This is a genomic window from Roseovarius sp. MMSF_3350 (assembly GCF_030733425.1).
Lineage (GTDB): Bacteria > Pseudomonadota > Alphaproteobacteria > Rhodobacterales > Rhodobacteraceae > Roseovarius.
The window spans coordinates 26544-47294 of the sequence record NZ_JASHIZ010000016.1; the positions used below are offsets into that span (position 1 = coordinate 26544).

Sequence of the window (20751 nt, forward strand, 5' to 3'; positions counted from 1 at the left end):
GGCTTAACCGACAAAACCAGGGCCGGTGCCACACCTTTATGCGGCCTCCGCTGCCTTCAATGTTACGCGGAAAGGATGTTTGACGTGTCGGAAATCGAACGCGCGCTGAGGGAGGTCGATGCCAATCTCGACACCGCAGTCGCGGATTTGCTGGAGCTGATTTCGATCCCATCCGTTTCGGGCGACGACGCAAGCAAGCCGGGTATCGCCCGCGCCGCCAGGTGGCTGGACGAGGCGCTTGCGGGTATTGGCTTTTCTTCCCGCGTCGTGGAAACGGCGTGCAATCCGATCGTGCTTGCGCGGTCCGAGGGAGAGGCGGAGGGCGGCAATCGATTGCTTTTCTACGGCCACTACGATGTGCAGCCCGTCGCCCCCCGCGAGGCGTGGACACATGATCCGTTCGCGCCCGAGATTATCGAAGAGGATGGTGCGCGCCGGTTCTACGGGCGCGGGGCCTCTGACAGCAAGAGCCAGCTTTGGTCCTTCATAGAGGCGCTGCGGGCGTGGAAAGCGGCCAATGGCGCCTTTCCCGCGGACATCGTGATCATGCTGGAAGGGGAAGAGGAAATGGGTTCCCCCAGCCTCGGCGCCTTCCTCGAACAGCACGGCGAAGAGTTGGATTGCGACGTCGCGTTCATCTGCGACAGCGACATGTGGTCCCCTACCCGGCCCTCGATCACCACGCAGCTCAAGGGGCTGGTGCATGAAACCGTGACCATCCATGCACCGAATGCCGACCTGCATTCGGGCCACTACGGGGCGGCTGCCGCCAATCCGATCCGCATTCTCAGCGCGATCCTGGCCTCGATTCACGACGAGAAAGGCAAGGTAACCATAGATGGCTTCTACGATGACGTCATCGACCTGACGGACAGCCAGCGCAAACGGTGGCGTGCCCTGTCGGACCAGTTCGATGGTTCTGGAGAGATCAACCTTGCAGGGGGCGTCATCGAAGACGGCTATACCGCGATAGAGGCGATGTGGGGCCGCCCCGCCGCGGATTTCAACGGCATCACGGGCGGCAATCAGGGACCGGGCGGCCGTTCGGTGCTACCCGGTTCCGCGACCGCGCGACTGACCTTTCGGCTGGTGGCCGGGCAGGTCCCCGAAACGATCAGGGACCGATTCCGCAAATTCGTCTCAGACCGCGTGCCCGAAGGCTGCAGCGTCGAATTCGACGGACCGCCGGGCAACGCGGCCGTTCATCTGTCCGAGACGAACCCGTTCCTTGTCGCGGCCGCGCGGGGGCTCACGGCGGAGTGGGGCCAACCTGCAGTGCTGAAGGGTACTGGTGGGGCCATTCCCGTCGTGGGCGCGCTCAACGATGGGCTCGGGCTGGATTGCGTGGTCCTGGGCTTCATCCTTGAAAGCGATGCCATCCACGCGCCCGACGAGCATTACGACGTCGAGCGTTTCCACCGTGGCACGCGGAGCTGGATCCGGATCCTCGGCGAAATTCGTGGCGGTGCGACGGCTTGATGCCATCGAAGATCGCTGGGTGCTCGCACCAGGGACAGTGGGAGAAAGCGCAATATCGGCAAACGTCCCGCATCCCCCGCAACGCATGGCACAGGCTTTGCGGTTAAATCGTTTCAGTGCGGCACACCCTCGGGCGGGCCGCGATGACGGTTAATGAAAATTGGAGGCGCGCGTGATGAAGAGAACCCAATTCGGGCGGGGCGAGGCGGAAACCCGGTTCGGCCCCGGCTTCGACCGCACGTTCCGCACCGACCGCACAACGCTCGGCCTCTTCTTTCCGATCGAGGCTTTCGACGGTCCAAGGCCGGCCATGGAAGATCAGATCGAGTTGGCGGCAGAGGCGGAACGTCTCGGCTTCTCGGCACTCTGGGCCCGCGATGTGCCGCTAGACGATCCCGGCTTCGGCGATCTCGGGCAGATATACGACCCGTTCGTCTGGCTGGCGACGGTGGCCGCCCATACCAGCGAGATCGCCCTGGCGACGGGTTCGGTGATCCTGCCATTGCATCACCCGGTCGATGTCGCAAAGCAGGCCGCGTCCCTCGATCATCTTTCCGGGGGCCGGCTTGTTCTGGGCATCGCCTCGGGCGACCGACCCATCGAATATCCGGCCTATGGGCGAAACCGAAACGAGCGCGCGGAACTGTTTCGCGACGCGTTGCTCTATCTGAAGGAGCTGCTCGGCAAATCCTTTCCGACCTACGAAAGCGAGCGCTACGGCCGCATGCATGGCGGCGATCTCATCCCGAAGCCCTTGCACGGCTGTCTGCCCCTGCTGGGGACGGGCAACAGCGGCCAGCCGCTGGACTGGCTGGCAGAGCACACGGATGGCTGGATCACCTATCCCAGGCCACCTTCGCAACAGCAGCGGGTCGTCTCCGAGTGGCACAGCCTGACCGCACCTGAGGAGCCGGTCAAGCCCGTAGCGCAATCGCTCTATCTTGACCTGGCCGAGGAGGCTGACGCCCCGCCCGAGCCCATTCACCTGGGATACCGCATGGGTGCTCGGCAGCTCGAGAGCCTGCTGAACTCCATCCACGGGATCGGCGTTCACCACGTAGCCCTGAACCTCAAGTTCAGCCGCTTGAACGTGCGTGACGTTCTCGAAAAGCTGTCGCCTCTAGCAAGGGGCGAGCCGCTGTAACGTTGATGCACTGGGGACGCAGAGGGCCCCACCCTCGAAACCTTGCGCAAATTCGGTCCATCCAAAGCAGAACGAGCAACGCTCAAGACACCAAGGCCAGCTAGCCTGTAACCATAATCAGATGCATTTGTGCCCAAGAATTCGGAAGCGCGAGCAAAAAAACATGTCGACCAATCGGACCCGAGAGGCACGAGCACGTTTGCAATTGAACGCCATCGCAAAGCATGCAAATTCAACAGGCCCGCACATGCGGAACATACTTCAATCAGGTTTATTGATGCCGATTAACCTTTCCGAACGTAGAACGAATTTCGTAACGCTGTTTGACGACACCTACAATCAACCCGATTGCAGGGCGTATTACCGGATGCAGAAATCGCTGGGCTACAGCCACCACGCCCACGCGGTACCCGTCTTTCGCCGCATGCTGGAAGAACTGCTGCGCAAACGCAGGCTCGAAGCGCCGAACGTGCTCGACTTCGCCAGCAGCTACGGCATTGTCAGCGCGCTTGTCCGGCACGACGTGTCGGCCGAGGCTTTCCTCAGGCGCTACGAAGATCGCAAACTCGACCGTCTGACCCCCCGACAGATGGCCAGCCGAGACGCCGCCTGGCTTTCGGATCTGCCGGAAAGCTATCCCGGCGCGCGTTTCACGGGGGTCGACGTCGCCGGCAACGCGGTGGCCTATGGGCGCGCGATCGGCCTGTTCGCCGACGCCTTCGACGAGGATCTCGAACATGCCGCCCCCTCCGCCCCCTTGGCAGAGACCCTGTCCTCAACCGACCTGATCCTCGAATGCGGCAGCGTGGCCCAACTGAAACCCGCCGCGCTCGAACGCCTGCTGCGGGCCAGCGCCGTGAACAAGCCCTGGATCGTGACCTCGCCGGTGCGCGGCAACGAACGCAAGGCGGCCTTCGATCTGTTGCGCGATCACGGCTACGTGGTTGAAACTCTCGGCCTTCCGCCTTTTCCGCACCGGCGTTTCGACAGCCCTTCGGAACAGGCCAGGGCGATCGATATCGCGCGCGCCGCGGGCCATGATACCACCGGCTTCGAGACCACGGGTTACTTTTATGCGCAGATCTACGTCGCACGCCCGCCAGAGGAGGCTGCGGTCGCCGGGCGTTGACCGGCGTGTGTCAGGGTGAAGACATGCTTGAAAGGGCCGAAACGTGAGCCATACCGAGAATGCCAAGCTGCTCGTGACGGGCGCGACCGGGTTCCTGGGGCAGGCCGTCATGGCTCGGGCCGGTGCATGGAACCTCAAGGCCATTCCGGCGCCTCGCCACGTCTTCGGCCCCGACAACGCAGCCGCCTTCACGGCGTTCCTCGACAAGGTGCAACCAGCCTTTGCCATCGACGCCGCGGGAGTGGTGCCCGGGCGCGGCGATGTCGCCACCAACCTCGCGCTGACGCGACGCTGGATCGAAGCGCTGACCCACGCCCGCAGCGCGCCCCGTCTGGTTTTCGTGAATTCGGCGGCGATCTATGGCGCCGGCGCGGCGCGCAACCGCGCCACACGCGAAGGCGATCCACGGCAGCCGCTGGCCGATTATGGACGCGCAAAGCTCGCCGCGCTGGAAATGGGACGCGCGGCGCACGATAACGCCGGCCTCGACATCCAGACAGCCGTGGTCTTCAACCTGATGGGGACGGGGCAGCAGGCTCATCTTGCCCCGCGGGTCTTCATCGAAAAAGCCATAGGCGCGGATTGCGGCCGCTACCAGGTGGGCCCGGTCGGTGCGGTGCGCGATTTCATGGATGTTGAGGATGCTGCCGATGCGCTCATTGCCATGGCGCTTCACGGCAGGGCGGGCGAGGTTGTGAACGTGGCGACGGGCCGGCCCACCCGCATCAGCGACCTGCTCGATGCCATCGACGCCCGTACCGGGGCGTCATGGGAAAGCCGGGCAAGCGGCGATGGTGGCAGCGATGTCTGCTATGGCGACCCGGCCCGCCTGACGGCCCGCACCGGCTGGCGCCCGCGCTTCGATTTCGAAACCGCGCTGACGCGCGCCATTGATGCAGAATATAGCAAGCTGGGGACATCGGCGAAAACATGACACAGTTCTGGAACGGCAAAAGGGTGCTTGTCACGGGCGGGGCCGGGTTCATCGGCAGTTTCCTGTCCGAGGCACTGGTCCGGGCGGGGGCCGAAGTGGTGGTCTATACCCGCTATTCCTCGCGCGGGCTTGTCGGCACGGTAAGCGATATGGATGCCGACCTCCGCGCCCGGATGCGTTTCATCATGGGGGACCTCAAGGATCCGGCGGGCGTTATGGCGGCCGCGGCCGACTGCGACGTCATTTTTCACCTCGCCGCTCATATCGGCATTCCGTATTCCTATGTGCACCCGGTCGATGTGGTGCAAACCAACGTCATGGGTACCACCAACGTACTCGAAGCGGCCCGCGCGTCGGGCGCCTCGAAGGTGGTGCTGTTCTCCACCAGCGAGGTCTATGGCACCGCGCAATACTCGCCCATCGACGAGGATCACCCGCTTCAGGGCCAGTCCCCCTATTCCGCCAGCAAGATCGCCGCCGATCAGTTGGGCCTCAGCTATCACCGCGCCTTCGGCACGCCCGTCGCCATCTGCCGGCCGTTCAACACCTATGGCCCGCGCCAGCCCGCCCGCGCCATCATCCCGACGATCATCGGTCAGGCCCTGCGCGGCGACGAGGTGCGGCTGGGCTCGCTGCACCCCACCCGCGACATGTTGTTCGTCGAGGATACGGTGGCCGGCGCCCTGCGGATCGCCGAAGCCCGCGAAACCGTGGGCGAGGTCGTGCAGCTGGGCACGGGCGTGGAAATCAGCATCGGCGATCTGGTCCGGGAAATCTGTTCCCTTCTGGGCAAGTCGCCCCGGATCATCGCCAACGAGTCCGACCGCACCCGCCCCGAGAAAAGCGAGGTGAACCGGCTGATCGCCTCTACCGCGCGCGCCGAGGCGCTGCTGGGCTGGCGCCCGAACGTGGCGCTCACCGAGGGGCTTGCCCGAACCGCCGAATGGATCGAGGCGAATATCGAAGCGCTCGCCGTAGACGGCTACCAGATTTGAGGAGGCCCGTATGAAAGCCGTGATCCTTGCCGGGGGAAAAGGCCTCCGGATGCGCCCCTACACATCGGTTCTGCCCAAGCCCCTGCTGCCGATCGGCGAGTTGCCCATCCTCGAGATCATCCTGCGCCGGCTGGAGAAAGCCGGGGTGACCGACGTGGTGATCGCGATCGGTTATCTCGGCAGCCTTATCCAGACCTACCTCGCGCAGAACCCCATCTCCAACCGGATGAATATCACCTATCACATGGAAGACGAACCGCTCGGCACGGCCGGCGCCATCGGCGGAATCGACGGCCTGACCGAGCCGTTCTTCGTGATGAATGGCGACCTGCTCTCCGACATCGACTTCAAGGCGATGATGCAACACCACCTGGACACCGGTTCGTGCCTGACCGTGGGTGTGGTCTCCACCGAGGTGCAGATCCAGCTTGGCGTCCTGTCGCTGGACAAGGGCGACAACATTACCGGCTACAACGAGAAACCGAAGATGTCCTATGCGGCCAGCATGGGCATATACGTTTATTCGCCCCTTGCGAAATCCCTTGTCGAGCCGGGAGGGCATCTCGACGCTCCGACGCTGGTTCTGCGCCTCATCGAGAGGGGCGAGAAAGTGTCCGGTTTCACCGCGCCCTGCCGCTGGATCGATATCGGCAACCCCGGCGAGTACGAGCGCGCCCAGCAGGAATTCGCGGACGATCCCGGCGCCTTCCTCGCCTGACGCACCCTCTTCAGGCGACCTTGTGATACATCTCGTGCATGCGCCGTTGTAGTTGGAACCGGCACGTCAGCTGCTTCAGCGGGTGCGCCTGCTCGGTAATCATCCACAGGCTCAGCCATCCGGCTATTACGGCAAAGATTATCCCCCCCACCGCCTGTCCGATCAGCACGCCCGCTGCGCCGTAGAACGCCCCGCCAATCAGCACCAGCGGCAGCGTGCCCAGCGTCTGGCGCCCCCAGTTGACCCAGGTCGCATAGCTTGGATGCCCAAGGTTGTTGAACGATGCGCTCGCCACGAAGATTACCGCATTGAAGAAGCTGGCCAGCGCCAGAGGAAAGCAGAACAGCAGGATCAGATCCCGTGCCTGGTTCTCGGCGCCGAAGAAATCGGCGATCTGTCCCCGGAACAGGAGAAGGAGAAGCGAGGCGACGGCAACATAGACCCCCGCGAAGATGACGCCGTCGAAGAAGGCCTCGCGCACCCTGTCATTCCGCCCTGCCCCGAAATTCTGCCCCATGATCGGCCCGATCGCACCCGACAGCGCGAGGACCACCGCGAACACGACCGGGATCATCCGGTTGATGACCGCCATGCCCGCCACCGCATCCGTGCCGTACTTGGCCATCTCGCGGGTGACGATCGCGGTGCCGACCGGCGTGGCGACAGTGGCCAGGATGGCAGGAATCGCGATCTGCATCCCTTCGCGGATATCGTACAGGAAACAGCCGGTGCGCGGCACCGCGAAGCCGTTGTACAGCCGGATGGTGGGCCAGAGCGCCATGAGCATCGTGGCGAACCGCGCTGCGACCGTGGCCCAGGCCGCCCCTTCCAGCCCCAGCCCCAGCGAGAAGATGAAGATCGGGTCAAGTACGCCGTTGACCAGCGCCCCCGTCAGTGAAGGAAACATCGCGCGCCTGGCATCGCCATAGGCCCGCAACACCGCGACGGTGGTCATCCCGAGCCCGGAAAAGACGGTGGTCGGCAGGATGATCCACAAATAGTCCGCAGCCCGCTCAGCCACCTCGCCAGAGGCGCCGAGGACAGTCAGGATGTAGTCGAGGTTGGGAAGTGTGAACAGCGGGATGAGAATGCCGAAGACAATGGCGAAGATGCTGCTGCTGAAGGCGTGCTCGCGCGCCGGGACGTCGGCCCTGGCGCCCAGCGAATTGGCCACCAGCGTGCCCGCCGCGACCGACAGCCCGATATTTATCGCGCTGGCGAAGAACATCACGACGCTGGCATATCCCGCGGCGGCCGCGAGCGCGTCCTGCCCGAGCATGGAAATGAAGAACACGTCGATCAGGTCGACGGCGAAGATCGCCATCAGGCCGATACTGGATGTCAGCGACATCGCCGAGACATGCCGCATCAGGTTGCCTTCAACGAATCGGGCCACGACTTCGGTCAAAGGAGTGCTCCACGCAAGATCGGATTTGATTTACTATATATCCTGGCGATGGCAACTGCGCTGCCGTCGCAAGACCTGTGCAAATCTGCAGGACGACAAAACGATTTGAACCGTACTTTGGTATGTATCGCCTTCATGGCAGGCACATCTAAGGGGTCCGTATCATTTCGGAAAACCCTCGATGACGATCTTGCCGCGGGTGGTGCCTGTCTCGATCCTCCGGTGCGCCTCGCGAAGGGTGGCCGCGTCGATGGGCGAGAGCACCTCGGCGAGAGTGGTCCGCAGGCGGCCCGCGTCTATCTCGTCCGCAACGAAGTTCAGCAGGTTGTGCTGCTCGATCATGTCCGGGGTCTGGTGCATCGCGCGGGCAAACATGTACTCCCAGTGCAAAGCGGCGGCCTTGGTCATCATCATGCCCATCGGCAACAGGTGGTCGACCTCGTTAATCGCCACGATCCCGCCTTGCGGCCGGATCAGCTCGACAGCCGCGTCCCAGTGGCGCATGTCGTTGAAGATCGCGATATGATCGACATGGGTGAACCCGAGCGCGCGGACTTCTGCAACAACGTCTCCCCGATGGTTGACCGTGTGGTCGGCACCGAGCGACAGGGCCCACTCGATGGTCTCGCTCCGCGATGCGGTAGCGATCACTGTCAGGCCGCTGCGCTTCGCCAGTTGGATTGCGATGGAACCGACCCCGCCGGCGCCGCCGAACATCAGGATGGTTTCCCCAGTCGAGCCGCCGTCCCGGTCGATGCCGAGACGGTCGTACATCGCCTCGTAGGCCGTGATAGTGGTCAGCGGCAAGGCGGCAGCCTCGGCAAAGCCGAGCGTTCGGGGCTTGCGCCCGACGATGCGCTCGTCAACCAGGTGAAACTGCTGGTTGGTGCCGGGGCGGGTGATGTCGCCGGCGTAATAGACCTCGTCTCCGGGACGGAAAAGCGTCACATCGGGCCCCACCTCCGCCACAATACCGGCAGCGTCGTAGCCGATGACGCGCGGAGACGTCTCGATCTTGTCTTTCGGAGCACGAACCTTGGTGTCGACCGGGTTCACGGCGACCGCTCGCACCTCGACCAGCAGGTCGCGGCCTTCCGGCACCGGACGCGGAAGCTCCACGTCGAACAACGCCTGCGGATTGTCGATCGGCAGGTAATGGGTAAGCGCGACGGACTTCATGGATGATACGGGCATAAGGGTCATGGTGTTTCTCGTTCGGGTTTCTACATGCCACCTCGGGTGGCGGTTGGATGGGTCACTTGTCAGCTCTTGTGCATCAGGATCATCTTTTCCTGCGTCATGTCGCGCATGGTGTAGGGGATGCCGCCGGTGCCGTATCCCGATTCCCTGCGACCGGCGAAGGGCATCCAGTCGGTTCGGAAGGCCGTCGGATCGTTGATCATGACCGCCGAGGCATCGAGACGGTTGGCCGCGCGCATGGCGATGTCGATGTCCTGCGCGAAGATGCTGGCCTGGAAGGCGGTGGGCAGGGCGTTGGCACGGCGGATGGCGTCGTCGACATCTGCGAAGCGGTTGACCGCCACGACGGGGCCGAAGACCTCCAGCCTGGACACCTTCGCCTCGACAGCCGGATCGAGCAGCACCGCGGGCCTCAGGGTGGTTTCGGACAGGCGTTCACCGCCGGTCGCGAGAACCGCCCCGCCCGATACCGCCTCCGCGATCCATTCCGCGACTCGCTCAGCCTCGCGGGGCTGGATCAGCGGCCCGACCTCGGTATCCTTCAGCGCCGGATCGGCGGTGCGCAGCTTCTCGACGCGGGCGACCAGACGTTGCGTGAAATCGTCTGCGATGGCGTCGTGAACGTAGATGCGCTGTGTCGACACGCAGACCTGGCCGGCGTGGTAGTAGCCGCCCTTGACGATCGGTTCGATGACCTTGTCGAGATCCGCGCTGCGGTCGATGATCGCCGGTGCCGCGCCGCCGTGTTCCAGCGCCGAACGCGTGCCCGGCGCGAGCTTGCCGTGCAGCGACCAGCCGACCTTGGCCGAGCCGATGAAGCTCAGAAATGCGACCCGGCTGTCAGTGGCCAGTTTCTCGGCAAGCGCGTTGTCCTGGGTGACGAAAGTCTGACACCAGGGCTCGGGCAAACCCGCCTCGTGGACGAGGCCCACAAGGTCGAGACAGGACAGCGGAGTCGCGCTTGCCGGTTTCACGATCACGGGACAACCCGTTGCGATGGCCGGCACAACCTGGTGGACGATCAGGTTCAGCGGGTGATTGAAGGCGGAGATCGCCGCGACGATGCCGATGGGCTCTTTCGTGGTGAAGGCCCAGCGATCCTCGGCCGCCGCCGACAGGCCCATCGGGATCTCCCGGCCGGCAAAGTTGCGCAGTTCATCGGCGGCGTTGCGAACACCATCGATGGCGCGGTTGGTCTCGACAATGGCATCGGGCAGCGGTTTGCCCCCCTCACGGGCGATCTGCAGGGCAAGGTGGTCGCGTCGGCCCTCCATCAGCCCGGCCAGCCTGTGCAGAACCGCGATCCGCTGATGAGGCTTGAGCCAGCCGTCGCGATCCCGGAAAATGAGGTCGGCGGCTTGCAGCTTGCGCTCCAGCGCGGCGGCATCGTCTGTTTCGATCTGTGCGATCTGCGCACGATCGAACGCTTGCACGACGGTCAACATTCTCGATCTCCTTGCCTGTTGCTGGTCCATGCTCTGCACTGGCGAACGCGGGTCATGAACATTCCACATCCGGCCTGCGGTTGCGCAATTCGTCGACAAGAACCCGGGTGTTTTCCGAGTAGTCGATCGGGACGTCGACCAGATGAACACCGCCACCGGCGAAGGCGGCCTCGAGCGTCGGCGCCAGCTCTTCGATCGCGCCGACCCGGGAGCCTTTTGCGCCATAGGCCTCGGCATAGTGGACGAAATCGGGGTTGTTGAAGCTCATCCCGAAATCGGGAAAACCGTCGACCGACTGCTTCCACCGGATCATCCCATAGGCGCTGTCATTGAGGATCACGACGACAAGGTTCAGCCCCAGCCGCACCGCCGTTTCCATCTCCTGCGAGTTCATCATGAACCCGCCATCGCCACAGACGGCCATCACCCTGCGGTCGGGATGAAGCATGGCCGCCATGATCGCCGAGGGAAGGCCCGCCCCCATCGTCGCGAGCGCATTGTCGAGCAGCAGCGTGTTGGCGACATGGGTGCGGTAATTGCGGGCGAACCAGATCTTGTACATGCCGTTGTCGAGGCAGACGATGCCGTCTTCTGGCATGACCTGCCGCACTTCGTGGACAAGACGTTGAGGCGTCACCGGAAAGCGGTCCTCCTCGGCGCGGTCATTCAGCCGAGCCAGAATTCTCTGGCGCAGTTCGACGACCCCATCGTCGGACGGCACTTTGCCCTCGAGCCGGTCTCCGAGACCGTCGACAGACGCGCCGATATCGCCGATCACCTCGATATCCGGGTGGTAGACCTGTTCGACCGTCGCTGATTCATAACCGATATGGACAACCTTGGGCCCGCCCTCGGCCTTCATCAGGAAGGGCGGCTTTTCGATCGTGTCGTGGCCGATGGCCACAATCAGATCGGCCCGTTCTATGGCCTCGTGAACATAGTCCCCCTCCGACAGCGCGGCGGTTCCCACGTAAAGGTTGGAGCCGCCGTGCACGGCACCCTTGCCCATCTGCGTGTTGAAGAAGGGCAACCGGGTGCGCGCGATGAAGCCGGAAAGCGGCTCGATCAGCGCGGGCCGGTTGCCCGCCGCGCCGATCATGACCAGGGGCTTCTGGGCGGCAAGGATCATCTCGGCCGCGCTGTCGAGCGCGGCAGCCCCAGCGAGGGGCCGGTGCTGCGAATGGCGGGGAATGACGGCGGCGTTCTCGGCATCCGCGGCCGCCACGTCCTCCGGAAGTTCGAGATGCACCGGGCCCGGCCTTTCCTCGGCCGCGACCCGAAACGCGTCACGCACCGTCGCGGGAATGGCCGCCGGGCTCAGGATCTGGCGTGTCATCTTTGTCAGCGGCTTCATCGAGGCGACGATATCGACGATCTGGAACCGGGCCTGCTTGGCGCTCATCACCGGCTTCTGCCCGGTGATGAGAATCATCGGCATGGCGCCCAGATGGGCATAGGCCGCGCCGGTCGACAGGTTCAGGGCGCCGGGGCCCAACGTGGCGAGGCAAACGCCGGGCCTGCCGGTCAAGCGCCCATGCGTTGCCGCCATGAAGGCCGCCGCCTGCTCGTGCCGTGTCAGGATCAGCTCGATCTTGGAGGTGCGCAGCGATTCCACGATGTCGAGGTTTTCCTCGCCGGGGACGCCGAAGACCCGGTCAACCCCCTCGTTTTCCAGCGCTGCGACAAACAGGTCCGATCCTTTGGGCATTGTTTCAATCCATATTTTAACGGTTGCGACAGAGTTGACGAAAGATACATGCCAGCCCGTGCGATCGCCAGACCCGCGGCACGAGCCCCATACCCAATCGCAGGTATCCCGAGGCTCTTCTTCATCCGCCCACTGTAAGGACGGCCTTGCCCACGAACTTCCGTTCCAGAAGGTCGCGCGCTGTCACATCGATCTCGGCCCACGGCGCGGTTTTTCCGATCACCGGTCGGAGACGTCCTTCGGAAAGCCGCCGCGCCAGATCGGCCAGAATGGCCGACCCGTCGGCCGCGGCCTCGGGCCTGGTCAACTCCTCGGGAAGGAAAAAGCCGTAGAGAACGGTGCCGCCAAACGCCTCGCCCGACTGTAGCCGGAAGCGGCGGGCGTCAAAGGTTGTGAGCGTGTCCTGCGACGCATCGCCAAAGAGAACACAGACACCGCGTGGTGCCAGCCACATCAGCGCTTGGCCTAGGAGCGGGCCTCCGACACCCTCCAGAATCAGGTCGTAGGGCCCTCCTTTCGCGCCTGCCTCGACGCCGACCGCGACCGCGTTCGCACCAAGGCTGCGCAGGAATTCCGCTTTCGAGGCATCCCGGGCGAAGGCCGTCACATGGGCGCCCGCAGCCGCGGCAAGCTGGATCGCGTACATGCCGACACCCCCCGTGGCCGCCGTGACGAGGACACGGCTTCCCGGACCGATTGCCTTCTTCTGAAGCGCAACAGTCGCGGTCAGACCCGCAACAGGAAGGGTCGAGGCCGCTTCGAAGCTCACGTCGTCGGGGATCCTGGCCAGGCGGCGCCTCGGCACGGCGACACGTTCTGCCCAGCCACCACTCCATACCAGGCCCACCACGCGATCGCCCGGGCGGAACCCGGAGCCATCCGGGGCCGTCTGGACGACGCCCGACAGATCCCATCCGGGTCGATCGCGGTCGGTCCCTTCGAGCAGCGCGCCGCGAACTTCACCATTGTTCAGCGAGATCGCGCGAACTGCGACGATTGCCTCGTCCGGCCCCGCTGCCGGTTCCTCATGCTCAGCCAGAACAAGGCTGGCTTCCAGGCCACTCTTCGAAACGGTAACGGCTTTCAATGGGACACTCCTATATACCGCGTTGTGCCGGCCAATAATCACCTTGGTCCGGCCGCACCATCGTCGACAATGGCGATCCCGATCTTGCCCCGAATGCCGTTGCGCGGACGCTCCAGATCGGCGTGGGCATCGGGGATACCGGCGAGAGGATAGACCTTTCCGACATGGGGTTTCAGCTGTCCGCGAGCCACGAGGGTCGCAAGCTCGTCAAGCTTCCCGCGGTTCTGCCGCGTGAAGACGAAATGGTAGCTGGCGTTGCGGCCCCAGGCCTCGATCAGGTTCTGCGGCTGGGCAATGTCGACGATGGAGACGACCCGGCCGAGCTGGGCCAGCGCGTGCGGGCTGCGTTCGAGCGTGTCGCCGCCGATCGTGTCAAGGATGACGTCGACGCCAGCACCGTCGGTCTCGCGGTTGACGATGGCCACGTAATCTTCGGTGCGATAGTCGATCACCACATCGGCACCCAGGCTGCGCACGAAGTCGGCATCATAGCCCGAGGCGGTCGCGAAGACGAACGCGCCCGTTGCCTTGGCCGCCTGCACCGCCACGTGCCCCACGCCGCCGGCCGCACCGTGGACGAGGATCGTTTCACCAAGGCGCAGGCCCGCGCGCGTGAACAACGCTTCCCAGACAGTACCGCCCACGAGGCTGAGGCTGGCCGCCTCCAGATGCGTGAGGCCAGCCGGTTTATGACCGACGATCGCCTCGCTCGCGACGTGGTACTCGGCATAGCTGCCGGGCCCGCCGAAAATCTGCGGTGTGTACCAGACGGCATCGCCGGGCTTGAACGCCGTTACGCCGGACCCGACGGCTTCGACAACGCCGGAAACATCATGGCCGGTAATTGCGGGCAACGGCACCAGGTCGGCATAGTCTCCGCGGCGCACCTGGTAATCGAGCGGGTTTATCGAGGTTGCGTGTACACGGACCAGCACCTCTCCGGCGCCAACCGCGGGGGTCTCGAATTCGGATAGCGAGAAAGCGTCGGGACCGCCGAACCGAGGGAGGCTAATAGCTTGCATAATTTCACTCCAATTTCAGATGTACGCGAGGTGCCGCGAGAGGTGCAGGCGGTTCGGCCGGAGGCCAACATGCCAATCAGAGTAAGAGCCGCCTCTCCCTTCCTAGAAGGACATACCGAGAGGATGTGATCGGGCATGATTTGCTCCTTGAGACTTCACTGAAGCCGAACTTTGCCGCGCCAGCTTAGCAAAGGCTTCAGTTGCCCGCGGTGCGGAACTTGCTGGGGTTTAACCACACTTGCGGTTCAATCTGAGAACTCCGAGAAGTCAGCCCAATGGGGCTTCCCCCTCTTGCGCAGGCGTGGTGCCTGCCTCTGCTTTGACAGCATGACGGGGCTGAGCGCCTTGGTTGCCGCAGCCGCCGGAGGATCTGGCAGGTACGGACTCGAATGCCGACATCACCGCAGGAATGGCAACCTCTCGGCAGATCCAGCGACGCGGGGTCCGATTTCATTGGCTACGTTCAGGCTTCAGAGCCCCGCTCGCCCTCAGATGAAAGGATATGACCATGACCTTCCGCAACGGCCTCGACTCGCTTCTTCGTCCCGAAGATTCGGTTCTCGTTCTGATCGACCATCAGCCCTACCAACTCGCCAACCTCAACAGCCACGACCCGCACATGGTCGTGAACAACACGACCGCCCTGGCCAAGGCGGCCAAGGTGTTCGGCGTGCCCACGATCCTGACCAGCGTGATCGCCGCCCGCGGCGGCGACATCTTTCCGCATGTCACCGAAGTCTTTCCCGACCAGGACGTCATCGATCGCACGACGATCAATACCTGGGAGGATCCCAAGGTCGTGGATGCCGTCAAAGCGACCGGCCGAAAGCAGTTGATCATAGCAGGTCTCTGGACAGAGATCTGCGTGGCGATGCCCGCGCTGCAGGCCGCCGGTGAAGGCTGGGACGTGACGGTGATCACCGACGCGTCCGGTGGCACCTCGGTCGAGGCGCACGAGGTCGCGATCCAGCGCATGATCCAGGGCGGCATCAACATGATGACCTGGCTGGCGCTTGCGTCGGAATGGCAGCGCGACTGGGCGCGGGCCGAGACGGCGACAGCGCTCAACGATGCCCTCAGGGATCATCTCGGCGGCAGCGCCATCGCCTATCTGTGGGAGCAGCAGTTGCTCAACACGCCGGTGCCGGGGGTCGCGGCCTGACACGGGCGGGTATGGCGCGGCCGGTTCGCAAGCGGATCGACCCGCGCCACCCCCTTCTCCAAGCCGGCATCAAGGCGCGTTGCCACACCGGTAGGATATAACCGACCACGGCGGCCGGCCAACCCACCCGCAAGAATGGTGCCATTGCAGCAAGGTCTGCGACGCACCTTTGCCGGTGCCGGCTATCCTGCTCCTGCGGCCCGGTCCGGTTCGGACGGATCATGCCCTGAATCGATCGCGTATGTCGCTGACGAATGAATGAACATTGTGCCCCGCAGCCACCGCCGGCCCTGACCACGCGGCCCCCTGCGTGAACATCAAGTAAACAGATAATGGACCCCGATCATGGACACTTTACAAACGCTTCTGATTTCCGGCGTCGTGGCGATTGGCGCTGCAGCCTTGCAGCCGGGCGTGGCGCGCGCCGATGTGACCAACATCGTTCTGGTGCATGGCGCCAATGTCGACGGCAGCACCTGGCGCGATGTGTATGACGACCTCACTGCAGACGATTACAAGGTCACGGTGGCGCAGATGCCGCTGACCTCCACCGAAGACGATATTGCCGCCGTCCAGCGCATCGTCGACATCCAGGACGGTCCGATGTTGCTGGTCGGGCATTCCTATGGCGGCGTGGTGATCAGCGAAATTGGAGTTGACCCTGACGTGAGCGGCCTCGTCTACGTTGCGGCGTTCCTGCCCGATGCCGGAGAAAGCGGCGGCAGCCTGCTGGCCTCCATGCCAACCGAGTTCACTCCCGACAAGCTTACGGTCTTCGAAGATGGGCACTACCTGATCCATGAAGAGGCCTTCCTCTCGGTCGTCGGCAATGGGCTGTCCGAGGATGACGCCATCTACGTGGCCAGGTCGCAGGCCGCTTCCAACTCGGCGATCCTTGAATACCGGACAAGGTCGGCGGCGTGGACCGAAAAGCCGAGCTGGTCGATCATCGCGACCCTCGACCGGACCATCGCGCCCGATCTGCAGCGTCAGATGTCGCAGCGGGCCGGCTCGACTGTCGTCGATGTCGAGAACGGTCACATGTTGCCAATGACGAACCCTGCCGAAGTGGCGAATGTGATCCGACAGGCCGCCGAAGCGGTGGAATGAATCGGCTGACGAACGGCCGGCACGACATACCGAAGACAGCCGGCCTCTTAACGCGGTTGCCGATCTTCGAAATCTCTAAACGTAAGAGCAGCACCGGCACAGAGTTCGGAACGCGGCGCGCGTAACAAGCCGGCGACCAGCCTCGCCGGACCCTACAGGATTGACCATGACCACCAAAGAAACACTGCCGCCCCGCCTGACGACCACCGCAGGCGCTCCTGTCGCGGACAACCAGAACAGCCTCACCGCCGGTCTTCGCGGCCCGGTTCTGATGCAGGACTGGCAACTGATCGAGAAATTGGCCCACCAGAACCGCGAGCGAATCCCCGAACGCGTTGTCCATGCCAAGGGGTGGGGCGCGCATGGCGTGTTGCGGATCACCGGCGACATATCGCACCTGACCTGTGCAGCCGCGCTCCAACCCCGTGCCGAGACGCCGATGATCGCGCGCTTCTCGACCGTGGCCGGCGAAATGGGAGCCGCGGATCATGAGCGTGACGTGCGTGGCTTCGCACTCAAGTTCTATACGCAGGAGGGCAACTGGGACCTGGTCGGCAACAATACCCCGGTCTTCTTCGTCCGCGATCCGATGAAGTTCCCGGACTTCATCCATACTCAAAAGCGCCACCCGCGCACCAACCTGCGATCGACCACCGCGATGTGGGATTTCTGGTCTCTCTCTCCCGAAAGCCTCCATCAGGTCACGATGCTCTTCTCCGACCGCGGCCTGCCCGTCAGCCCGGTTCACATGAACGGCTATGGCAGCCATGCCTACAGCCTCTGGACAAGCGGCGGCGCACGGGTCTGGGTCAAGTTCCACTTCAAGACCCGACAAGGGCATCGCCACTATACCAACGCCGAAGCGCGGGAAGTCGTGGGGCGCACCCGCGAAGGCTATCAGGAGGCTCTCTTCGGCGCGATCGAGGCAGGGGAGTTTCCGCAATGGACCGTGCAGGTGCAGATCATGACGCAAGCCCAGGCAGAGGCGTTTCCCTTCAACCCGTTCGACCTGACGAAGGTCTGGCCCCATGCGGAATTTCCCCCGATCGAGATCGGCGTGCTCGAGCTGAACCGAAACCCCGACAATTACTTTGCCGAGATCGAACAGCTTGCCTTCAGCCCCTCGAACGTGGTGCGCGGCATCGGCCATTCGCCGGACAGGATGCTGCAAGGCAGGATATTTTCCTATGCGGATGCCCATCGTTATCGGCTTGGCACCCACTACGAAGCCCTGCCGGTCAACCGTCCGCACTGCCCGGTGCATCATTACCACAAGGACGGCGCCATGCGCTTCTTCGAGAACGCAACCAATCCGGATGCCTATTACGAACCGAACAGCTTTGACGGCCCCCGGCAGGATCCGTCATTCGCCGAGCCTTTACTCGATCTGCAGGGTCCCGCCGGCCGGTTCGACCATCGCGACAGCATCGATGATTTCACTCAGCCGCGCGCGCTGTTCCTGCTCTTCGACCAGGCGCAGAAGGCCCGGCTCTTCGACAACATCGCCGAGTCGATGCGCGGCGTTCCGGCGGACATAGCCGAACGGCAGATCGGGCTGTTCCAGCAGGTCCATCCCGAGTTCGGCGCGGGCGTCTGCGCGGCCCTGGATGAACTGGACCCGCAATTCTGATCGAACGTCCCTGCGGGCTGCGTTCTGACGGAAAGCCGCCTTCGGCACCGGCGCCTCGGCCCACCGGGCTGTCAACGGGCGCTCAAACCCCTGTCCGGGCCAGAAACCGCCGGAGCCGCGCATCCTGTGGGGCATCGAAGATCTGTGCCGGTGTGCCCTGCTCCACGATCCTGCCGCTGTGCATGAACAGGACACGGTCAGCGATCTCGCGGGCAAACTGCATCTCGTGGGTCACGATCAGGAGTGTCTGTTTCTGCGCCGCCACCCGACGCATCAGGTCGAGCACCTCGCCCACCCACTCCGGGTCCAGCGCGGAGGTGGGTTCGTCGAACAGCAGCACTCCCGCACCCAGAGCCATGGCGCGGCCGATACCGACCCGTTGCTGCTGCCCGCCGGAAAGCGCCGCCGGATAACTGTCGGCCTTGTCCGCGAGGCCGGTCTCGGCAAGCACGTCCCGGGCGCGGGCAACGGCATCGGCCCGCGGCAGGCGCTGAACTGTCACCAGCGCCTCCATGATGTTCTCGAGCGCGGTCTTGTTGGCGAAAAGCGCGTAGTTCTGGAACACGAACCCGGTGCGCCGCCGCAGCCCGAGGATGTCGGACTTGCGCGCACGGGCGGCATCCACGGTCAGGTCGCCAATGGAAATCTGCCCCGCATCCGGCTGGTCAAGATAGTTGAGGCAGCGCAGCAGGGTCGACTTCCCGGTGCCCGAGGGCCCGATGATGACCACCCGTTCACCCGGAGAAACGTCGAGGTCGATGCCGTCCAGCACCGCCGCCCCGCCGAAGGTCTTGGTCAACCCCCTGACTGTCACGCCGGTCGTCGAACTCATCGGGCGTACGCCTTGTTCAGCCGGGTTTCCAGGGCTTTCTGCCCCTGGTTCAGCGCCTCGACCATGACCCAGTAGATCACCGCCACCACGAGAAAAGCTTCGAAGTAGAGGAAGCTGCCGGCGGCTTCCTTCTGCGCGGCGCCCATCATCTCGGTCACGCCGAGGGTAAAGGCCAGAGAGGTCCCCTTGAGCATGTCGATGAAGTAGTTGACCAGCGTCGGCGCTGCCACACGCGCGGCCTGCGGCAGGACGATGCGCTGCATCAGCTGTCGCTGGGTCATGCCGACGGATTGGGCCGCTTCCCACTGGCTGCGGTCGACACCGACAATGGCGGCGCGGATCGATTCCGCCATGTAGGCCGCGAAATGCAGCGTCAGGCCCAGGATTGCCGCCGTCACCCCATCGATCCGGGTCAGGACAGGCAGCACCTGTGGCAGCCCGTAATAGAATAGGAAGAGTTGGACCAGTAGCGGCGTGCCACGGAAGAAGCTGATGAAAAGCATCACCAGCCGGTCCAGGACCGGCACACGAGCCACCCGTTCGACCGCCAGCAGGGCCGCCAGCACCAGCGCACAGACCATGGCCGCCGATGCCATGGCCAGCGTCAGCGGAACATAACCCAGGATGACCGGCACCAGCCCGAGCATGTACCCGATGTCGAGCACCTGCACGGTCTACTCCGCCGCAGGCGAGGTGATGTCCGATCCGAACCACTTCTCCGAGATTTCGCTTAGGGTGCCGTCCTCGCGCAGCGTTGCAAGCGCCGCATCGACCTTGTCGCGCAGAACGCGGCCCTCTTCGTCATCCCGGAACGGCAGGGCATTGCGGATTTCCGAAAAGGGCTCGCCGGCCAGTTGTAACGGCAGCGGGCTTTCCTTGATCACCTGGGCCGAGGATACCCGGTCCATCACGAAGGCGTCGACGCGGCCAAGCGCGGTGTCCTGCTCGATGTTGCTTTCGTAGGTCCTGATTTCGACCTCATCGGCAAACGGCAGATCGCGCAGCAATTGTTCGAAGTTCGACCCGAGGTTCACGGCCACGATCTTGCCGCGCAGGTCCTCGACCCCGGCGATGGCATCATTGCCCTTGCGGGTCACGACCTGGGCGCCGTCGATAACGTAGGGTTCGGTAAAGGCGAATTTCGCCTCCCGCTCCGGCGTGATGGTGATCTGGTTGGCAATGGTGTCGATACGGCCCGCATCCAGCGCCCCGATTAGCCCGGAAAAGGACATCGTCTCGAACTGGATGTCGAGACCGGCCTTCTCGCCCACCGCGTTCATGACATCGACCTCGAACCCTTGCAGCACATCCTGGCGCACGAAGGTGAACGGGAAATAGCCGCCGGACATGCCGACGGTCAAAGCGGCGTCCTCGGCCTGGGCCGCGGGGACGGTCGCAACGATGAGCCCGGCCAGAAGGGCGGAGTGAAGGACATTGGTCATGGCGGAAGACTCCTTGGTAACGGCTATGGACGCAGAGATGTCGATCGGTTGGCGCAAACGCAAGAACGCTCCGAAACGAAGGCCGGGCATCCCGGAACGGCGGCAAAACCGGAATGAAACGTCCGGTTTGGCCCCGCGCCTCGAAATTTGTGCCATGGGACTGTACGGAACCGTGACGTTTGTTCCGAACTTGAGCCATCTTTTCCCGCTGCCAGACCGGTTCTCAGAGCGGCTATGCATCCCGCGCAACGCAGGTCGGGCGGCGTACGCGACGCGTTGAGAGCGCCCCGGCGAGAAAGACGCCGG

The 20751-nt window shown here is 63.9% G+C and carries 19 protein-coding genes; 10 read left to right on the forward strand and 9 right to left on the reverse strand.

The window, feature by feature from the left end; translation table 11 throughout:
• Window positions 1–84: 84 nt before the first annotated feature.
• The 6 genes from RBB31_RS14955 (at window position 85) to RBB31_RS14980 (ending at window position 6399) form a co-directional block, all read left to right on the forward strand.
• The gene (locus RBB31_RS14955; protein ID WP_306130105.1) at window positions 85–1479 is read left to right on the forward strand and encodes a M20/M25/M40 family metallo-hydrolase; all 1395 of its coding nucleotides are present in this window, start codon (window positions 85–87) and stop codon (window positions 1477–1479) included.
• A gap of 175 nt (window positions 1480–1654) precedes the next feature.
• Entirely contained in the window at window positions 1655–2623 is a 969-nt protein-coding gene (locus RBB31_RS14960; protein WP_306130106.1) for an LLM class oxidoreductase, read from the forward strand.
• A gap of 367 nt (window positions 2624–2990) precedes the next feature.
• Window positions 2991–3752, forward strand: a complete 762-nt coding sequence (locus tag RBB31_RS14965; RefSeq protein ID WP_306130107.1) for a hypothetical protein — start codon at window positions 2991–2993, stop codon at window positions 3750–3752.
• Between the two features lie 43 nt (window positions 3753–3795).
• The gene (locus RBB31_RS14970) at window positions 3796–4686 is read left to right on the forward strand and encodes an NAD(P)-dependent oxidoreductase (protein WP_306130108.1); all 891 of its coding nucleotides are present in this window, start codon (window positions 3796–3798) and stop codon (window positions 4684–4686) included.
• Window positions 4683–5681, forward strand: a complete 999-nt coding sequence (locus tag RBB31_RS14975) for an SDR family NAD(P)-dependent oxidoreductase (RefSeq protein WP_306130109.1) — start codon at window positions 4683–4685, stop codon at window positions 5679–5681. The genes RBB31_RS14970 and RBB31_RS14975 overlap by 4 nt, the downstream gene beginning before the upstream one ends.
• 10 nt (window positions 5682–5691) lie before the next feature.
• Window positions 5692–6399: a sugar phosphate nucleotidyltransferase gene (locus RBB31_RS14980; RefSeq protein WP_306130110.1), complete on the forward strand. Its 708-nt coding sequence runs from the start codon at window positions 5692–5694 to the stop codon at window positions 6397–6399.
• Between the two features lie 10 nt (window positions 6400–6409).
• On the opposite strand, the gene RBB31_RS14985 is transcribed toward RBB31_RS14980, so the two are convergent.
• The 6 genes from RBB31_RS14985 to RBB31_RS15010 all read right to left on the reverse strand — a co-directional run bounded on the left by RBB31_RS14985 (window position 6410) and on the right by RBB31_RS15010 (window position 14182).
• The gene (locus tag RBB31_RS14985) at window positions 6410–7795 is read right to left on the reverse strand and encodes an MATE family efflux transporter (protein ID WP_306130111.1); all 1386 of its coding nucleotides are present in this window, start codon (window positions 7793–7795) and stop codon (window positions 6410–6412) included.
• A 174-nt stretch (window positions 7796–7969) separates the two neighbouring features.
• Entirely contained in the window at window positions 7970–8986 is a 1017-nt protein-coding gene (locus tag RBB31_RS14990; RefSeq protein WP_306130175.1) for a zinc-binding alcohol dehydrogenase family protein, read from the reverse strand.
• An 83-nt stretch (window positions 8987–9069) separates the two neighbouring features.
• On the reverse strand, window positions 9070–10452 hold the full coding sequence (locus RBB31_RS14995) for an aldehyde dehydrogenase family protein (RefSeq protein WP_306130112.1): 1383 nt from the start codon (window positions 10450–10452) through the stop codon (window positions 9070–9072).
• A 52-nt stretch (window positions 10453–10504) separates the two neighbouring features.
• Window positions 10505–12160: an acetolactate synthase large subunit gene (locus tag RBB31_RS15000; protein ID WP_306130113.1), complete on the reverse strand. Its 1656-nt coding sequence runs from the start codon at window positions 12158–12160 to the stop codon at window positions 10505–10507.
• Window positions 12161–12281: 121 nt separating this feature from the next.
• On the reverse strand, window positions 12282–13247 hold the full coding sequence (locus RBB31_RS15005) for a zinc-binding dehydrogenase (RefSeq protein ID WP_306130114.1): 966 nt from the start codon (window positions 13245–13247) through the stop codon (window positions 12282–12284).
• A 38-nt stretch (window positions 13248–13285) separates the two neighbouring features.
• Window positions 13286–14182 carry a zinc-dependent alcohol dehydrogenase family protein gene (locus RBB31_RS15010; protein ID WP_306130115.1) on the reverse strand — a complete coding sequence of 299 codons (897 nt, stop codon included), beginning with the start codon at window positions 14180–14182 and terminating at the stop codon, window positions 13286–13288.
• A 595-nt stretch (window positions 14183–14777) separates the two neighbouring features.
• Between RBB31_RS15010 and RBB31_RS15015 the strand changes: the two genes are divergently transcribed.
• The 3 genes from RBB31_RS15015 (at window position 14778) to RBB31_RS15025 (ending at window position 18171) form a co-directional block, all read left to right on the forward strand.
• Window positions 14778–15431 carry a hydrolase gene (locus tag RBB31_RS15015; RefSeq protein ID WP_306130116.1) on the forward strand — a complete coding sequence of 218 codons (654 nt, stop codon included), beginning with the start codon at window positions 14778–14780 and terminating at the stop codon, window positions 15429–15431.
• A gap of 345 nt (window positions 15432–15776) precedes the next feature.
• Window positions 15777–16541, forward strand: coding sequence for an alpha/beta fold hydrolase (locus RBB31_RS15020; protein WP_306130117.1), 765 nt, complete (start codon window positions 15777–15779; stop codon window positions 16539–16541).
• 166 nt (window positions 16542–16707) lie between these two features.
• Window positions 16708–18171 carry a catalase gene (locus tag RBB31_RS15025; RefSeq protein ID WP_306130118.1) on the forward strand — a complete coding sequence of 488 codons (1464 nt, stop codon included), beginning with the start codon at window positions 16708–16710 and terminating at the stop codon, window positions 18169–18171.
• 82 nt (window positions 18172–18253) lie between these two features.
• Here RBB31_RS15025 and RBB31_RS15030 read toward each other — a convergent pair whose 3' ends face one another.
• From RBB31_RS15030 to RBB31_RS15040, 3 genes are read right to left on the reverse strand one after another with little or no spacing between them, the layout of a single operon-like run.
• Window positions 18254–19003, reverse strand: coding sequence for an amino acid ABC transporter ATP-binding protein (locus RBB31_RS15030; protein ID WP_306130119.1), 750 nt, complete (start codon window positions 19001–19003; stop codon window positions 18254–18256).
• Entirely contained in the window at window positions 19000–19650 is a 651-nt protein-coding gene (locus RBB31_RS15035) for an amino acid ABC transporter permease (protein ID WP_371931336.1), read from the reverse strand. The genes RBB31_RS15030 and RBB31_RS15035 overlap by 4 nt, the downstream gene beginning before the upstream one ends.
• A gap of 27 nt (window positions 19651–19677) precedes the next feature.
• Window positions 19678–20445, reverse strand: a complete 768-nt coding sequence (locus RBB31_RS15040) for an amino acid ABC transporter substrate-binding protein (protein WP_306130121.1) — start codon at window positions 20443–20445, stop codon at window positions 19678–19680.
• On the opposite strand from RBB31_RS15040, the gene RBB31_RS15045 reads away from it, so the two are divergent.
• Window positions 20444–20725, forward strand: a complete 282-nt coding sequence (locus tag RBB31_RS15045) for a hypothetical protein (RefSeq protein WP_306130122.1) — start codon at window positions 20444–20446, stop codon at window positions 20723–20725. The two genes, RBB31_RS15040 and RBB31_RS15045, sit on opposite strands and share 2 nt — an antisense overlap.
• Window positions 20726–20751: the final 26 nt, after the last annotated feature.

What these genes read in the sequence shown, in the direction of transcription:
- RBB31_RS14980 (WP_306130110.1), top strand. Translation starts at nt 5,692, where the DNA reads ATGAAAGCCGTGATCCTTGCCGGGGGAAAAGGCCTCCGGATGCGCCCC.
- RBB31_RS14965 (WP_306130107.1), top strand. Translation starts at nt 2,991, where the DNA reads ATGCAGAAATCGCTGGGCTACAGCCACCACGCCCACGCGGTACCCGTC.
- RBB31_RS15025 (WP_306130118.1), top strand. Translation starts at nt 16,708, where the DNA reads ATGACCACCAAAGAAACACTGCCGCCCCGCCTGACGACCACCGCAGGC.
- RBB31_RS15030 (WP_306130119.1), bottom strand. Translation starts at nt 19,003, where the DNA reads ATGAGTTCGACGACCGGCGTGACAGTCAGGGGGTTGACCAAGACCTTC.
- RBB31_RS15035 (WP_371931336.1), bottom strand. Translation starts at nt 19,650, where the DNA reads ATGCTCGGGCTGGTGCCGGTCATCCTGGGTTATGTTCCGCTGACGCTG.
- RBB31_RS14995 (WP_306130112.1), bottom strand. Translation starts at nt 10,452, where the DNA reads ATGTTGACCGTCGTGCAAGCGTTCGATCGTGCGCAGATCGCACAGATC.
- RBB31_RS14975 (WP_306130109.1), top strand. Translation starts at nt 4,683, where the DNA reads ATGACACAGTTCTGGAACGGCAAAAGGGTGCTTGTCACGGGCGGGGCC.
- RBB31_RS15040 (WP_306130121.1), bottom strand. Translation starts at nt 20,445, where the DNA reads ATGACCAATGTCCTTCACTCCGCCCTTCTGGCCGGGCTCATCGTTGCG.
- RBB31_RS15015 (WP_306130116.1), top strand. Translation starts at nt 14,778, where the DNA reads ATGACCTTCCGCAACGGCCTCGACTCGCTTCTTCGTCCCGAAGATTCG.
- RBB31_RS15000 (WP_306130113.1), bottom strand. Translation starts at nt 12,160, where the DNA reads ATGCCCAAAGGATCGGACCTGTTTGTCGCAGCGCTGGAAAACGAGGGG.
- RBB31_RS14960 (WP_306130106.1), top strand. Translation starts at nt 1,655, where the DNA reads ATGAAGAGAACCCAATTCGGGCGGGGCGAGGCGGAAACCCGGTTCGGC.
- RBB31_RS14990 (WP_306130175.1), bottom strand. Translation starts at nt 8,986, where the DNA reads ATGAAGTCCGTCGCGCTTACCCATTACCTGCCGATCGACAATCCGCAG.
- RBB31_RS15045 (WP_306130122.1), top strand. Translation starts at nt 20,444, where the DNA reads ATGGCGGAAGACTCCTTGGTAACGGCTATGGACGCAGAGATGTCGATC.
- RBB31_RS15020 (WP_306130117.1), top strand. Translation starts at nt 15,777, where the DNA reads ATGGACACTTTACAAACGCTTCTGATTTCCGGCGTCGTGGCGATTGGC.